Source organism: Pedococcus sp. P5_B7 (assembly GCF_054049895.1).
The window spans coordinates 104690-119470 of the sequence record NZ_JBFULM010000008.1 but is presented as its reverse complement, the minus strand read 5'-3'; the positions used below and the strand labels follow the sequence as shown (position 1 = coordinate 119470).

Below are 14781 nucleotides of genomic sequence, written 5' to 3'. Positions count from 1 at the left end.
TGGCCAGGTCGTCTCGACAGGTCACTGTTCGCGCCGACACCTTAAGACCGGGCCCAGGTACTCATGTCGTACGAGCTCGAGAAGTAGAACTCCCCGACCGACGGAGAGAGGACGACTGGCGTCAGGCTCATGTAGAGCACGACGCGCGGGTAGGCGGTCACCCAGTTCTGGGTCAGCTGGGCGTAGAGCTGGTCCCGCTCGGCTTCGTCGTTCGTCGTTCGTGCTTGTTCCAACAACGGCGTGTTGGCGTCGATGCAGATGGCGCCGACGTTGTAGGAGTCGACGTACTTGCAGCTCTCGTCGTACTGGAGGTAGTAGCCGGCGTTGGCGATGGCTGGCCCGTCGTATCGCAGTGCGGCCTGGCTCTTGTGGTTGTACACGGCGTCGTTCCACGCGCTCGAGGTGAGCGTGTTGACAGTGACGTCGACCCCGATCTCCTTGAGAGAGCTCTGGACGACTGTGGCGATCGACTTCTGGCTCTGGTCGCCTGCGAGGACGTCGAGGGTCACCTTGATCGGGGTGGCCAGGTCGGACTCGGCGATCAGCTGCCTGGCCGCCTCCAGATCCTGCTGGACGGGCTGCCCGTACTGCTCGCTGTACCCGGGCAGGGACGGCGGGATCGGTCCGTAGTAGGCCTTGCCGTAGCCGTAGATGACGTTGTCGATGATCTTCTGAGTGGGGATCGCCTTGACCACGGCCTCACGTACCTTGGGGTTGGTCCAGGGAGCCTTGCCGTTTGGCATGGTCATGACCATCGACTGCGTGTCCTCATATGAGACGACCCGGGCGTCGTCCGAAGCGCTCAGGGAGTTCAGAGCGGCCCCGCTGAGCCCTAAGGCAATGTCGGTCGACCCGTTCTGGAGGTTCAGGAGCTGCGTGGAGGCCGACGTCGTCCAGGAGACTTCGATCCTGCTGGAAGCCGGTGGCTTACCGCCGAAGGTCGGATTAGCCTCCAGGACCGCCGAGGTACCCGGCTCGTAGGACTTCAGAAGGAATGGGCCACCGCCCGCCGAGTGTGAGGCCATCCAGGTGTTGGCCTGGTCCTTGACGATGCCCCCGTTTGCCTCGACTAGCGAGGGGTCGACGATGCTCCCGGAGGTGTCGGCGAGCGCCGAGAGCAACTGTGGGTCCGGTTTGGCCAGCGTGATCACGACGGTTGTCGCATCCGGTGCCTCAATGCTCTTAATCAGGTCCGGGTCGGTGTAGAGGTCGTTGAGGATGCTCCATGCACAGCCCTTCGTGTCCAGCGCCCGGTCAAGGGAGTACTTCACGGCCTCCGCGTCCATGGCTTCGCCGCTCGGGAATTTCCAGCCCTCGTTGAGGGTGAAGGTGTACGTAGTCCCGTCGTCGGACGTGGACCACTCCTTGGCAAGAGAGGGAGCCACCGTGGTGGGATCGATCCGTGTCGTTCCATGGGGTCCCTCAGCGGATCCGAATGCGACCAGGCGGGTATACAGCGAGTAGGTGAACTGGCGGTTCTCGCCGGTGCACCCGTCGGCGGGATCGATCGTCGCGGGCGCAGAGGCGAAGCTGACCCGCAACGTCGACGCGTCGCCCTTGCTCTGGTCGCCACTCGCGGTGCACGCGGCCAGCGTCGAAATGGCGACGCAAGTCGCCGCGACGTACGCAGCCGCGCGGCGTCGGGCGTGGATGCTCATCATCGGTTTCCTCCGGCTTCGTAGTGGGCGATGTCTTGCAGGACGCCGCTCGCGCGCAGAGCGATTCGCTCACGCTGCGTTGCGTCCTCATCGACGCTCAGTTGCCCGCGCTCGTCGCGCAGGAGATGAACGCCGTAGATCTGGGTGGCCGCCGCCAGCGACAGCAACTCGTTGTCGACGTCCTCGAGTACCCGGGCGGGGTCTCGTTCCAGGGGAGGTCCGTACCCGCCGCCTCCACCGGTGCGGATGCCCATCACCGTGCCCGTGGGCACCGGCATGTCGCCGACCCGCTCGCGCAGGACCGTGGCCTCGCCGGATGGGTAGGTCAGGACAGTCTTCGACGGTGCACCCGCCTCACCGCCGTGCAGGCCGTTCGCCAGGCTATCTTTGGTGTTCTCCAGGGCCGTCTTGATCATGGAGTTGTCCTGGAGCGCTCGGATGTCGCGTACCACTCCCATGCCACCGCGGAACTTGCCGGCTCCCGCCGACGACGGGTCGAGTGCGAACTCCTCGCACCGAACCGGAAACCGGGACTCCATGACTTCGACTGGTGTGTTGAGCGTGTCGCCGTCCCCGGTGAACACGAAGGTGCCGCCGTCGTGCCCCTCGAACGCTCCGTGACCACCCATGACGGGCTCACAAAAGACGAACCTGGAGTGCTGGCCGGTGGTGGACATGACATAGTCACAGACCATCTGGTACGACGCGGCGCGGCCTCGGTGAGGTGCGACCTCGGTCAACGCATGAACGATCAGCTCGGTGATCGCATTGCCGACGTACCCGTAGGAGTCGCAGGGAGAAGGCTCGTCTGGATTGACCATTGAGCGCCGTTCCGGCCAGTCGACGTCCATCACGCTCATGTGGGCCTCGTTGGTGGGTCCGAGCGGGTCGAGGATGCCCTTGACCGCTTCGGCGATGACGCTGACCGTGGCCGCCTTGCCGATGTTGATTGGCCCGGGCGCCGCCGCTGAGGTGCCTTCGAAGCCAATGATGAGTCGATCCCCGGCGACCGTGACTTGGACGGCGACACGTGGGCGGTAGTTGCGGTCGACGCCGTCGAAGTCGAGCTCAACGACGCGCTCCATCCGCCCATCCGGCAGGTTCGCGATTTCGGCGCGGAGTGCCTGTTCGGTGCGGCTGATGACGTCGTCCATGGTTGCCGCGACCTCCTTTGGATGGTACCGCTCGCAGAGGCTCTGAACGCGGCGGGCCCCGGTGAGGCACGTCGCGATCTGCGCGTTGAGATCGCCGAGCACGATGGTCGGGACCCGGACGTTGGCCGCGATCATCTCGAGCAGGTCGGTGTTGGGTTCACCGGCGATGTGGACGCGCTGATTCGTGAACCTGATCCCCTCTTGGAAGATCTCGGTAGAGTCAACCGTCCAACCCCCCGGGCTCATGCCGCCGATGTCGGCCCAGTGCGCCATGGTGGCTGCGAAGGCGACGAGCTCTCCCTCGAAGAACACCGGCTTGTAGACCGCGGTGTCCGAAAGGTGTGTCCCGGTGAGGTAGGGGCAGTTGGCGATGAGCACGTCGCCTTCGCGCAGCCCGTCCTTGCCCCAGCGGCGCAGTCCGGACCGGACCGTTGCGGGAAGGGAGCTTACGAAGACCGGTAGTCCGGGAGCATCCGCCCATAGGTCGCCGTCGGCGGAGAGGATGGTGACTCCGAAGTCCTTGACGTCGAAGATCAGGGGGTTATAGGCGCTGCGGATGAGAGTGTCGTGCATCTCTCGCGCTGACGACACCAGTGCGTTGCGGATGATCTCGGCCTTGACCGGATCTGCCATGACGGTCACGCTGGGAGTCCCTTTCCTTCGTAGGTGAGCTCGAGGTTTCCGATCTCGTCGAGGACTGCAGTCCAGTCCGGCGGAACGATGACTGTCGTGGTCCATTCGTCGACCACCGCAGGACCCTCGAGGGTCAGACCTAGGCCGAGGTGGGAGCGTTCGTAGACGGGCACCTTCGAGGCCCAGCCCATGGCGGGGAACCAGATGTCGCGCGCGTCGACTGGAGCGACCTCTTCGACTACCGGAGGCCGGACAAAGCTCGGGCGGACCACTGCGGCGATCGCTCGACAGCGAAGGGTGACCACCTGGGTGGACGCGTCCATGTCGCCATGTCCGTAGCGTTCTCGATGACACTCTGCGAAGAGCTTCGGCAAATCGGCTAGCAGTTCGCGCTGCCCGGCCTCGGCGACTGCGTTGTCGATCGGGATGTTGAGGGTGTGCTCCTGACCGGCGTACCGGATCTCGGCGCTGAAGGAGCACGTCGATTCGGCCGCCGTGAGCCCGTAGCTCCTGAGCGCGTCAGTGGCCTGGGTCCGCAGGTCGCGCAGGTGGTCGGTGATCTCCTCGTGGTTTTCCTCGACCAGGGGAAGGGAGATCGTGGCCGTCGAGTCCTCGCGGTAGTCGCTGGCGAGCATGCCCCATGCCGAGAAGCCCGCGGCGGCCGGAGGGATGAGCACGTTGCGGACGCCGAGTTCCTCGCTCACTCCAGCGGCGAACAGGCCGCCGCCTCCGCCGAAGGAGATCATGACGAAGTCGCGGGGGTCGAGGCCGCGCTGAGTGGTCATCTGACGGATTGCGTTGGCCATGTTCGCCTGTGCGACGGCGAGGATGCCTGCCGCGTGCTCGATGATGCTGGAGCCCTCGCCCAGTTCCGCTCGGATCGCGTTCTCGGCACGTTCCCGGTCGAGTGTCATGCGCTTGCCGAGGAATCGGTCCGGGTCGAGCAGGTTCAGCACGACCTGTGCGTCGGTCACTGTCGGGCGGGTCCCGCCCTTTCCGAAGCATGCTGGGCCGGGGTGTGCACCGGCGCTTTCGGGGCCAACCTTGAGGGTTCCGGACAGTGGGTTGATGGAGGCGATCGAGCCGCCGCCGGCACCGACCGAGACGATGTCGATGACCGAGCCCATGATCGGTCTCTTCTCGACGATGGTCTCCGAGCGCTCGACCACGTCGCCGTCGCGGATCAGGGCGACGTCGTACGTTGTGCCTCCGACGTCGGCGCAGATGCCGTTGCGGTACCGCGTTGCCGCCAGAAGCGCCCTGGCCCCCACGACGCCACCCGCGGGGCCGGATCCCAGGGTGTCGACGGGTCGCTTCTCAGCGGTGTTGATAGGGGTCACCCCGCCGTTGGAACGTAGGAAGGCGATGGGGTTCCTTAGGCCTGCCTCGCGCGTTGCGACGTCGACGGCGCGGGCGTACTCGGCGAAGTTGGGCTGGGTGAACGCGTTGATCACCGTGGTGGAGGTGCGCTCGTACTCTCGCCACTCGCGCACCAGTTCGCTCGAGACACTCACGGACAGCTGCGGGTAGGTCGTTCTCACGAAGTCGGCGACAGTCTGCTCGTGCAGAGGGTTGCGGTAGCTGTGCAGGAAGGTGATGGCCACCGCCTCGACCCCCTGGTCGACCAGGAAGTCGACCTCACCCCGGACGTCCTCGAGATCCAGGGGGCGCAGCACGCTGCCGTCGGCCGCGAGCCGCTCGTCGATCTCGCGACGTAGCTTCCGTTCGACGAGCGGCTCGGCAGCGGTGATCTGGAGATTGAACATCTCGGGGCGCCCGCCGCGACCGAGCTCGAGCACATCTCGAAAGCCTTTGGTAGTGAGGAGGCCGGTTCTCGCCCCTCGGAGCTGCACCAGTGTGTTCAGCGCGACCGTCGTGCCATGAATCAGCAACTCGATCTGCGACAGCGGCACTGGCAGACGGCCAACACCGGTCATGAACTCGTTGACCAGCGCATCCGCGGTTGCCGGCTGCTTCTCCACGACCACCTCTCCGGTGGCCTCATCGAGGAGCACGTAGTCGATGAACGTGCCTCCCACATCGACCGCCAGACGGTGTCGCACACCCGCCTCTGCCATGCCGTTCCTCACTTCCGTTCTAAGATCGCGCGGCCCAGTGGTATGTGATATTGCACACGCACACTAGGCGTGCACGCCCGTTCTGGCAAGGGCTTCAGCCCGGGCAATTTGCGGAATGGGTGTTTTCGCGTCACGTCGAGGTCGGTCGCCGTTCCCGCACCGAGGCCCGGGGTGTGCGGCCCTGGCGGCGCCCCACACGGAGGGGCCGGTGGAGGGGATGGGATAGTTAGTCCGCTTTGTCGGAGCAACTCGACTGTGCTTCGCCACTGGCGCCTGCGCCCGAAAGGTAGACAATTTCTCTGGTGGAGGGAGGGCGCTATGTCACATAGCAGGCTTCACGCGTCACATAGCAGGCTTCCCACTTAGGAGGCAGGATGACTCAGAGCTCGTAGACAGACCTCAACTGACGAGTGTCGGGTGGTGCACAGAGCCCTCCGCGCCCTGCCGTGCTCACAGGAGCACATCGCCTCGTTCGAGACCTCGCCGCCCGGGGGGCGTTGCCGCCGACGCGGGCGGCGGCGCGGGCGCCACCCCGATACCAGGGCGCTGGACACAAGCACCAAAAGCACCGCGCAGACCAGGCGCACCTGCCGGCTCGATAGAGCCCCCTCAGAGGCTGCGGCATATTCGTTCCCCTCTCCCGCGAGGCAGACGCGGCGTGCAAACCCGCGCCTCCAGCCCCTGGTGAATTGACCATGTCATATTGCACGTGCAGCGATAGCCGATCCCATAGCTGTTGGTGGTCTGGTTGTACTCGACGAAGTGGTGGTGCCGGAGCGTCGCGAGCAGCCGACAAGCAGTGCTTCGGTTGAGATCACAGCGCTCCGCCAGTGCGCTGAGTGTTGCCTCTGCGGGGGCCATCATCGACACCGCGCGCAGCAAGGCAACAGCCCGGTCTACCGATTGGATGCGCTGGCGCTCGTTCGGCGACGCCACCTTCATAGTCCGGGTTTCTGCGGCAGGTTGCGAGGCTGGCTCTCTTCGACGCACTGCAGAACCATTCGCAACGGCACGACACCCGGCAAGCTCGTACATCTTGGGTTGGCCGAGCGATCGGGTGCTATGTCACAGTACAATAGAATGCGGATGGACGGTACCAGGACTGGTTGGCGAGGGGTGACGGATCGATGGGGTTGGGTGCGCGTAGACGGGCGATTCCGTCTTCGCCGTCCGTAGCGGCAGCTGGGTGCCTGCACGACGCCCGCGGCATCATACGCGGGGTGGTGTGCCTGCAGGAGCATGTCGTCGCCGAAATCGTGTCGGATGGTCTGTGCAACCGTGAGAAGGCACCGACTTGGTCCTCGGCTCGCGGTCCCACCCACGTCCACATTGCTGGCATTTGCGCGAAGCTGGCTCTCCGGCGGCGCGCGGGTGTTGTTGCTCGCCGGGGGAAAACGTCGGAACCCGGGCAGGCATGCCTGTCATGCTCTTCATGATCGTGCGGCGCTCGACCGCTCCCCGGCTGCGCGATGTCGGCCGAGACCAACTCGTTAACGGCCTTGTTGGGGTGCTGTTTTCGGTCACCGGCGGGCTCGCGGTGATTCTGGCCGTCGGTCGGACTGGCCACCTGCCGGAATCGGTGGTTGCCTCGTGGGTCTTCGCGGTGTTTGCGCTCAATGGCACGTTGACCATCGCCGCCTCGCTTTTCCACCGGCAGCCGCTGTGCTTCTTCTGGACGATGCCAGGCGCGGTGGTGGTCGGCCAGGCACTGGTCGGCGGCATGACGTGGCCGGAGGTGGTGGGGGTGTACGTGCTGGCCGCCCTGCTCATACTGGTCGTCGGCCTCACCGGACAAGTGGACCGCATCATGGGGCTCCTGCCGATGCCGGTGGTGATGGCAATGGTCGCGGGGGTGTTCTTGAAGTTCGGGCTCGAGCTCGTGCTTGCGGTCGACCGCGACGTCGCGATCGCCGCGCCGATGGTGCTTGCCTTCCTGGCGTGCAGCGCTGTGCCCGGGCTGGACCGGTGGGTGCCACCGATCCTCGCCGCGCTGCTCACCGGTGTCGCGGTGACGCTACTGTCCGGACGGGTGGCCGAGGGTGCAGTGGACGGCCGGTGGTTGGCCTCGCCGGCGTGGCAGGAGCCGGTCTTCACATGGTCGGCGGCGGCGGAACTGGTGGTGCCTTTGGCAATTACCGTCCTCGTTGTACAGAACGGCCAGGGCATGGCCGTACTGCACGCCGCCGGCCACCGGCCACCGATGAACCAGGTCACACTCGCGTGCGGCGCGATGTCGCTGCCGTCGGCGCTCCTCGGTGGGGTGTCGACCTGCCTGACCGGCCCCACCAACGCGTTGCTCACCGCGTCGGGGGAGCGGTCACGGCATTACGCGGCAGCCGCGTGGTGCGGCCTGCTGGCGATCGCCCTCGGCGTGCTGGCGCCGGGCATGGTCCGATTGATGCTGGCCACGCCGGCCGCGTTCATCGCGGTGCTCGGTGGCCTGGCAATGCTGCGGGCACTGCAGGGTGCCTTCGCGACCGCCTTCTCCGGGCCGTTCTCCACCGGCGCGCTGGTGTGCTTCCTGGTAACCGTCGCCAACGTCACCGCGCTGAACATCGGCTCGTCGTTCTGGGGCCTGGTCGTTGGGTTGGCGGTCGCAAGGCTCCTCGACGCCGCCAACTTCCGCGCCTGAAACCAAACCTCTCACCTCGCCCCGAAATCAGAGATCGGGAGCATTGGCCGGAGGGAGGCCGGGTCGGCTTCTCGCGCTGGCTGCGGTTTCGCGACGTACATCATTGAAGCTCACCGTAGGTGCGACTTCTGAGAAGTCAACGCCTCCCCGGTTACATCGAACGACGAGCCCGACTGGTGATGCGCGAACGCAACAGTTCTCCTGCCCCTCACCGGGCGGCCGCCACATGTTCGCTCCCCGAGCGATCACAACCGGTGCTCCTCACAACTGAGCGCTCGGCGCAACACCTGCTGGGGCCCGCCGAGGTGATGCTTTCGACGAGCGGTCCCGGCCTGTCTGACAGCCAATGTGGTGCCACCGCGTTACCGCACCACATGGTTCCACCACGTCTGCAACTTCAAGGACGTCGAGTGGATCGCGCGTCCCCGCGGCACCGCATGAGTCTGGCGGATGCTCTGGTCCCAATCATGTGTGCCGCCATGGCTGAGGGTGCCGGTGGCCCCGCTCTCGGAGACCAGCGTCGCGCACAGTTCGATGGGCGTCGATCTTCGATGGAGCCCCCGGCGTGCAGCAGTTCGGCTCCGAAGTAGATGTACTCCAAGGCGGGCAGACGTATGGCTAGAAGCGCCGAGCGGGACAATGGGACCGATGTTGGGTTAGCCCAACCGCGCTAAACCTGCTTGAACTTCGGGTGCCAGGAAGTACGAACCGGTAATCACGGTAGTGACCGCGTAGACGCTCTTGGCGTCCATTTTTCCCAGGGCCACGACCGCCTGATTTGGGTCGAGTGGCAGCGAAGCAAGGACATTCTCAATCGTGTGAGACAGCTGAGGCAGGGCCTCCAGGGCTTCCTGCACGAGCCGCTCATCAGCCAACACGTCAGCGGCCGACGGGAGTATTGGGGTCTCCGGGAACATCACGCTCGCCATCTCCACCAGACGTGTGGCGACCCGCTTCTTCATGAGTGTTCGCTTTCATGGGCTCGATCGATCTCCGACCTTACTCCCGAGTCCGCTCTCGCATCGGGGCGCTCCCGCGGTGTGTGCGTGGCGCAGGGGCCGTTGGCTGGCTGGGGTGTCCAGGAGTGCGAGCCCGGCAGCTGAGCAGAATCTTCGGTGTGAGGTGCCGAGGGCCTGCGGGATGCCGATGGTTGAGGCGGTGAGGGCGGCGATGGGCACGGTCGTGCGGCGCCTTTGCACTGCCCACTTCGAGGTGCGCTGAGTGTACAATATCACATGATACAACGTAGGATTAGCGCAAATGAAGGAGCTGATGTGACCGCAGTGCGAAAGGCGACGACGGAGACGGTCGTTGGGCGAGCCCCGCTCATAACATCGCACCAGATCGATCCCGAGTTTATCGAGCAAGCCCATGCGGAAATGCGGTGCGACGGAGTGCCGGGGGTCGCCCTCGGCGTCTATCACGAGGGCCACTCAGCGACGGCCGGACTCGGCGTCACGAACGTGGTGCATCCTCAGCCTGTGGACGGCAACACACTGTTCCAAATAGCCTCCATCACCAAGACCTTTACGGCTACCGCCATCCTGCGGTTGGCCGAACAGGGCAGGCTCAGCCTGGATGACCCCGTTCGTGCTTACCTACCTGATTTCGCCGTCGCCGATCCAGAAGTCTCAACTGTTGTCACGATCAGGGATTGCTTGACGCACAGTCCTGGCTGGGAGGGAGACTTCTATGAGGACCCTGGTTGGGGCGATGACGCGCTCGCCCTCATGGTCGCCCGAATGACCAAGTTGGTCCAGGTCACCCCGCATCGTCGCATGTGGTCCTACAACAACGCAGCCTTCTACGTCCTCGGGCGCATTCTGGAGGTGCTGCACGGCCGTCCGTACGAGGACTTGCTCGGGACGGAGCTGCTTGAACCTCTCGGCATGGACGAGGCATGCTTCTTCGCCCACGACCTGCTTCATCGCAAGTATGCCATTGGGCACGTCGAGCGCGAGGGGGAGACCTCGATCGCCCATCCGTGGGCAATGCCCCGCTGCGGCAATCCGATCGGCGGACTGATCGCCAGCGCAGAGGAGATGATGCGATACGCGAGGTTCCAAGTGGACGGAGGATTGCTGCTCAGCGACACGATGCGGACTGCCGCTTTCGAGCCGAGCGGCCCCCCGGGCGACGACCCCAGCATCGGACTCGGCTGGTGGCTCGACGACAGCGCGGGCGAGCGAGTTGTCAGCCACAGTGGCGGAGCCAATGGCCAACCCTGCCTGTTTGCAATGATCCCATCGCGCCGATTTGCGTTGGTGGTGTTTACCAATGGCGAAAACGGCTCGAGGACAGCCGACCGGCTGCTGAAGTGGGCAATGCACAACTACTTCAGCCTCGATGCGCCCAGCAAGGAGGCCCAAAGGGGCGGCGATTTCGATGGTTGGCTTGGAGCCTATGAAACCCGCTTGGAACGTTGGTCGTTGCGTCGCGAGGGACAACGGCTTGTATTCGACCGGACGACTTTGCAGGAATGGCTCGACAATATGGACCCCTCCCCTGCTGAGGAGCTGGGTATCGAGGTTAGGCCCATCGGTCCAGACACCATACTTATCGCTCCGGGCGAACGCGGGGAGCAGGTGGCGACCGTGTTACGAGACGCCGACGGTGAGATCCGCTGGCTCCGCGTCGGTCACCGGGCGGCGCTGCGCCAATGAACTCGCGATGACACCTCCAGCGCCAGCCACCACCTCAAGATGCCCGAGAAAGTCGGCGATCCGAACCCGCTAAGCCCGTGACGCGAGGTCACCAGCTCGAGATACCGCGGCCAGCATGTGACGTTGGCGAGCCGGTCGATGTAGCGTCGAGAGTTCGATCCTCATCTCACACGGCTCGTCGAGGCCAAGTTCGTTGGTGTCGTCCATGCTCCACATCGGGCTTGGCTCGAGATGAACAAGACCGCCCAGGTCCGTGGAAGTGCTGCCACCACGGGCCTGGGCGGCTTCATGCCCAGCAATGAGAAGGGTCCGGACAGGGCTAGTACAGTCCGTTCGGTGAACCGGTGCGGGCCGAGCCGTCAACCGTGAACCGGTCCGACCTTTCCGGGCTCCAAGACAGTCCAAAGATCGACGTCGGGACAGCGGCCTGAGTTGTCCAGCAATCAGCATCGTCGGCTCACGGAGACCAGCACAAAAGGAGCTGCGGCCGGCGAACGAGCGAATAGCGACCGGCTCGGCTAACCCAGCAAGGACACTCGGGCGCTACAACAAGTTCCGTGGCGCTGCTGGAGTTCATCCAACTGAACGGTCCGCGCGTCATCGACGACCACGAATTGGAGTCGCGCCGATCGGCACACCACGAGAACTACGGGTGTGCGGGCGCAAGGTCTGGCGTCAACTCAGGCGCGAGGACATCCACTTCGCCTGGTACTCCGGCGGCTGAGGCGCCGACGGCCTTGCCGATGCCGGTCGGGGCGCCACCGGCCGCACCGAGAGTTGGTAGCACGGCTGGCTCACGGCCTGTGATCGCGGCGGCAGGGAGTCGATTGCGAGCATATTGCGCGATGATCGCCCGCGAGAGGTGTTCATTCCGGGAGTTTTTCGCGCTGGAACGCACACTCCCAGCGCGGGTGTCACCCCCCAAGTGCACTCATTCCACGCCCTCTGTGCCTCCGCCAAGGGGAAGGCGATCCACCTTAGTCTTTGACCTTGATGCCGAGCGCCCATGGCCCCGCGTTGCTGTGGAAGGGTTGGAACGATGGCCATGTGAAATTCTCGGAGAGCGCGACCGTGGCATCAGTGAGGAAAAGGGGCACATAGGGCACGTTGTCGGCGAACTCGGTAAGCAACTCCTGGTAAATGCGAAGCCGCTGCTTCGGGTCCGTCTCGGCGAATCCCAGCGCGAGGAGTTCGTCGACCCTTGGGGAACTCCAGTTCGTCACATTCCAGTTGCCGGCGGTTGCATTCCTGCTTCCGATCATGGAGTCCCACGCGCCGCCGGGATCAGGGTTCACGGCACCGTTGAGCCAGAACCCAGACGGGACAGACTCGCGGTCCGCGCTGGTTTCCTGGTCGTACAAGTTCTGCGCCATCTCTACCTTGAGCTGAGCATGAATGCCCACGGCTTCTAGCATCGGCACGATCGCTTGGTGCAAGTTGACCTGATACGGCGAATTTTCCGTGGTCAGCGTTACGTCGACGCCTCGTGGATAGGCAGATAGGGCCATTTCTTGCTTGGCCTTTTCGACGCTGTACGGGTACTGCGGGAGGGAAGCCAGCACACCCTCTACTTCTTCCTGGTCGCCTAGCAGGCGAAGGAACGCCTCCGGAATGAGCGAGTTCAGTTGCTGCGCGTATCCGCCGGCCGCGTTGATCAGGGCCTCTTTGTCCAGTGCGTAGGCGACCGCACGGCGAACGTGGACATCGTTCCACGGCTCGGCGAGTGTGTTCATGGTGAAGTCGCCTTGGCGCGTTCCCCCTTCTGCAGTCTTCGGCTCGACCCCTGACGTCGCCGCCCACGCCCGATTGTCGGAGGGAAAGGCGACGTCCAGTCGGCCTGCGCGCATTGCGATGGCAGAACCGTTCTCATTGGAGAAAAACCTCCACGAGATCTTTTGGATCGGAACGCGACCACCCCAATAGTGAGTGTTCGCGTCCAACTCCGCGCCCGTAGTCGGGTCGAAGCTAGTGAGGGTCCAAGGTCCGGTACCAACTACGCCGGTGCCCGGGCGGCCGAACGTCGATTTATGATCGTCAAAAAAGGCCTTTTCGAAGATGCCGACGTTTGATCCCGTGGGGACGATCGACCAAACGGCGTTCGGCTTGCTGAGCTTTACCTCGACGGTATAACGGTCTACGGCCGTGATGCTCGCCAGGGTTGCGGGAAAGTTGTAGGCGGCCACCGAGCCAGGCCTCCGGTAGTAGTTCAACGAAAACGCCACGTCCGTTGCTGTCATCTCGTTGCCACTGGAAAACTCGACGTCGTGGCGGAGTTGATAGATGTAGGTCGTCGGATTGGGCTGGGTCCATGATTCCGCAAGCCATGGCGTGAGCCGTCCTTCGTGGTTCAGGGCGACGAGGGGCTCCAAAATGAGGTTGCCCAGATAGATCTCGTGACCAAGGTTGTTCTTGGAGTAGTCCAGGTTTGAAACCGACTTCGAACCCACGCGTAACAGCGGAATGGCTCCATCGCCCTTCTCGCCATCGTCTTGGTTGGTACAGCCGGCCAACGCGAGTGCACTAGCAGCGGCGAACAAGCCAATCGTCCGAAGTCGCTTGATCATGAGCCGGAATCCTGTCCAGTTGAGAAGAGGCCGCGGGGGATGCCGCCAGCTCGGGAAGGCGAGCTCGCGTACGATAGCATGTGACATTACACTGTCATAAGTAACCGCCGTGCCCTGCGCGGTAACCCCGACCAACGTATGCAATTTCGTGTGGCCGCTGGAAGGGCTCCCTTGCTTGAGGCGGATCGGCGGTGGGGCAAGGCCGTGGCCCGACGCCGCGTTCCGGAATCTCGGCATGCCTGCCGACGATGCCGAGACACAGGACCTGGACGTGAAGGCTGGACAGTCAAGACGCGCCGCCGCCACCAGCCCAGGCTCTGAAGTGCACGCCGCACGATTCGGTGTGCGACGCACGAAACGCGCCAGCAGCGCACTGGAGGCAGCGTGAGATAAAACCGGCCCTCGCCGTGCTCACCTCAGGCCGGCGCTGAACCCCTTGGTGAGGCTCGAGACAAGGAAGAACACGCGCCGCTATTGCGAGCAGTCGGTGCGAGGCTCGTCCAGCAGTGCTTGTAGTTGCTGAGATCGGAGAGGTTTCGGAAGAACTGCGTGGACCCCCCAGTTCCTGCAAGTGGGCCCGCCGTTCGCCGGCCCAGGCGCTCACGATCACTACACGCAGACCTTGGGCGCGGCCGGGGTGCTGCAGAAGCCACCGCACTACGTCTTCCCCGCTCATACGGGGCATCGTGAGGTCCAGCAGCATGTAGTCGTAGGTCTCGACCATAAGCAACTCCACTGCCTCGACACCGTCGCAGGCGGTATGAGCTGTGTGGCCGCGACGCTCCACCATTCGAGTGAGGACACCACGGATGTCCTCGCTGTCACGCCGATCAGTCCGGCGGCGATGCGGCTGCTTGCGGGGGTGGGCTTCAGTCTGCCTCCGGCGCTGGCCAACAACGCTGGGCCCAGCCATCGGCAGATCCGCCGCCTCGTGGCGAGCTTCTTCAGCCCTGCTCGGGTCGCAGCCGCCGAGCCGAGGGTCAAGGCCCTTGCCGTGGAACGCTTGGCTGTCGTCGCGAAGCGGCTGGACCGTGGCGGGTATGCCGACCTGGTAGCGGTGTTGGCCGACGTCGTCCCAGCTACGGTGCTTCTTGAGATGCTAGGTCTGCACGAGCGCGGGCTGGACCTGAGGGCTCTTAAGCGATGGAGTCGTGACTACCTCGAGTTGTTCTGGGGTTGGCCCACTCCGGACCGACAGGAGGAGCTTGCTGAAAGTGCCGCGGAGTTCCACTCGTGGCTCCGCGCCGAGGACGCTCGAGCCAGATAGTTTGGCGGCCCGGACCTGTTCGGGCAGTTTGCCGCCTCCGGCCCATCGATGCGAGAGCCTGCGCCGCTGCGTACTTCTTGCTTGTCGCGGGGGACGAAACCACATCCCAACTGATCGCCGCCGCCCTCCACC

Annotated in this window: 10 protein-coding genes; 3 read left to right on the top strand and 7 right to left on the bottom strand. The window is 64.4% G+C overall.

Annotated elements, in window-relative coordinates; all coding sequences use genetic code 11:
- Positions 1-41: 41 nt before the first annotated feature.
- The 4 genes from ACXJKD_RS17625 to ACXJKD_RS17610 all read right to left on the bottom strand — a co-directional run bounded on the left by ACXJKD_RS17625 (position 42) and on the right by ACXJKD_RS17610 (position 6465).
- On the bottom strand, positions 42-1658 hold the full coding sequence (locus ACXJKD_RS17625; protein WP_457256042.1) for an ABC transporter substrate-binding protein: 1617 nt from the start codon (positions 1656-1658) through the stop codon (positions 42-44).
- The gene (locus ACXJKD_RS17620) at positions 1658-3445 is read right to left on the bottom strand and encodes a hydantoinase B/oxoprolinase family protein (protein ID WP_457256041.1); all 1788 of its coding nucleotides are present in this window, start codon (positions 3443-3445) and stop codon (positions 1658-1660) included. The genes ACXJKD_RS17625 and ACXJKD_RS17620 overlap by 1 nt, the downstream gene beginning before the upstream one ends.
- Before the next feature lie 5 nt (positions 3446-3450).
- A complete protein-coding gene (locus ACXJKD_RS17615; RefSeq protein ID WP_457256039.1) occupies positions 3451-5523 on the bottom strand; it encodes a hydantoinase/oxoprolinase family protein in 2073 nt (690 codons plus the stop codon).
- 609 nt (positions 5524-6132) lie between these two features.
- The gene (locus tag ACXJKD_RS17610; RefSeq protein ID WP_457256038.1) at positions 6133-6465 is read right to left on the bottom strand and encodes a helix-turn-helix domain-containing protein; all 333 of its coding nucleotides are present in this window, start codon (positions 6463-6465) and stop codon (positions 6133-6135) included.
- A 481-nt stretch (positions 6466-6946) separates the two neighbouring features.
- Between ACXJKD_RS17610 and ACXJKD_RS17605 the strand changes: the two genes are divergently transcribed.
- Positions 6947-8155 (top strand): benzoate/H(+) symporter BenE family transporter, encoded by a 1209-nt coding sequence (locus ACXJKD_RS17605; RefSeq protein ID WP_457256036.1) that lies wholly within the window; start codon positions 6947-6949, stop codon positions 8153-8155.
- 656 nt (positions 8156-8811) lie between these two features.
- Here ACXJKD_RS17605 and ACXJKD_RS17600 read toward each other — a convergent pair.
- Positions 8812-9117, bottom strand: a complete 306-nt coding sequence (locus ACXJKD_RS17600) for a hypothetical protein (protein WP_457256034.1) — start codon at positions 9115-9117, stop codon at positions 8812-8814.
- A gap of 312 nt (positions 9118-9429) precedes the next feature.
- On the opposite strand from ACXJKD_RS17600, the gene ACXJKD_RS17595 reads away from it, so the two are divergent.
- On the top strand, positions 9430-10818 hold the full coding sequence (locus ACXJKD_RS17595; RefSeq protein WP_457256033.1) for a serine hydrolase: 1389 nt from the start codon (positions 9430-9432) through the stop codon (positions 10816-10818).
- Between the two features lie 977 nt (positions 10819-11795).
- On the opposite strand, the gene ACXJKD_RS17590 is transcribed toward ACXJKD_RS17595, so the two are convergent.
- Positions 11796-13382 carry an ABC transporter substrate-binding protein gene (locus ACXJKD_RS17590; protein ID WP_457256031.1) on the bottom strand — a complete coding sequence of 529 codons (1587 nt, stop codon included), beginning with the start codon at positions 13380-13382 and terminating at the stop codon, positions 11796-11798.
- Between the two features lie 286 nt (positions 13383-13668).
- Positions 13669-14172, bottom strand: a complete 504-nt coding sequence (locus ACXJKD_RS17585; protein WP_457256029.1) for a response regulator — start codon at positions 14170-14172, stop codon at positions 13669-13671.
- Here ACXJKD_RS17585 and ACXJKD_RS17580 point away from each other — a divergent pair.
- Positions 14152-14649: a hypothetical protein gene (locus ACXJKD_RS17580; RefSeq protein ID WP_457256027.1), complete on the top strand. Its 498-nt coding sequence runs from the start codon at positions 14152-14154 to the stop codon at positions 14647-14649. The two genes, ACXJKD_RS17585 and ACXJKD_RS17580, sit on opposite strands and share 21 nt — an antisense overlap.
- Positions 14650-14781: the final 132 nt, after the last annotated feature.

Bases quoted from the DNA above. Each gene is read 5' to 3' on its own strand.
- ACXJKD_RS17625 (WP_457256042.1), bottom strand. From the start codon at position 1,658: ATGAGCATCCACGCCCGACGCCGCGCGGCTGCGTACGTCGCGGCGACT.
- ACXJKD_RS17620 (WP_457256041.1), bottom strand. From the start codon at position 3,445: ATGGCAGATCCGGTCAAGGCCGAGATCATCCGCAACGCACTGGTGTCG.
- ACXJKD_RS17615 (WP_457256039.1), bottom strand. From the start codon at position 5,523: ATGGCAGAGGCGGGTGTGCGACACCGTCTGGCGGTCGATGTGGGAGGC.
- ACXJKD_RS17610 (WP_457256038.1), bottom strand. From the start codon at position 6,465: ATGAAGGTGGCGTCGCCGAACGAGCGCCAGCGCATCCAATCGGTAGAC.
- ACXJKD_RS17605 (WP_457256036.1), top strand. From the start codon at position 6,947: ATGCTCTTCATGATCGTGCGGCGCTCGACCGCTCCCCGGCTGCGCGAT.
- ACXJKD_RS17600 (WP_457256034.1), bottom strand. From the start codon at position 9,117: ATGAAGAAGCGGGTCGCCACACGTCTGGTGGAGATGGCGAGCGTGATG.
- ACXJKD_RS17590 (WP_457256031.1), bottom strand. From the start codon at position 13,382: ATGATCAAGCGACTTCGGACGATTGGCTTGTTCGCCGCTGCTAGTGCA.
- ACXJKD_RS17585 (WP_457256029.1), bottom strand. From the start codon at position 14,172: ATGGTGGAGCGTCGCGGCCACACAGCTCATACCGCCTGCGACGGTGTC.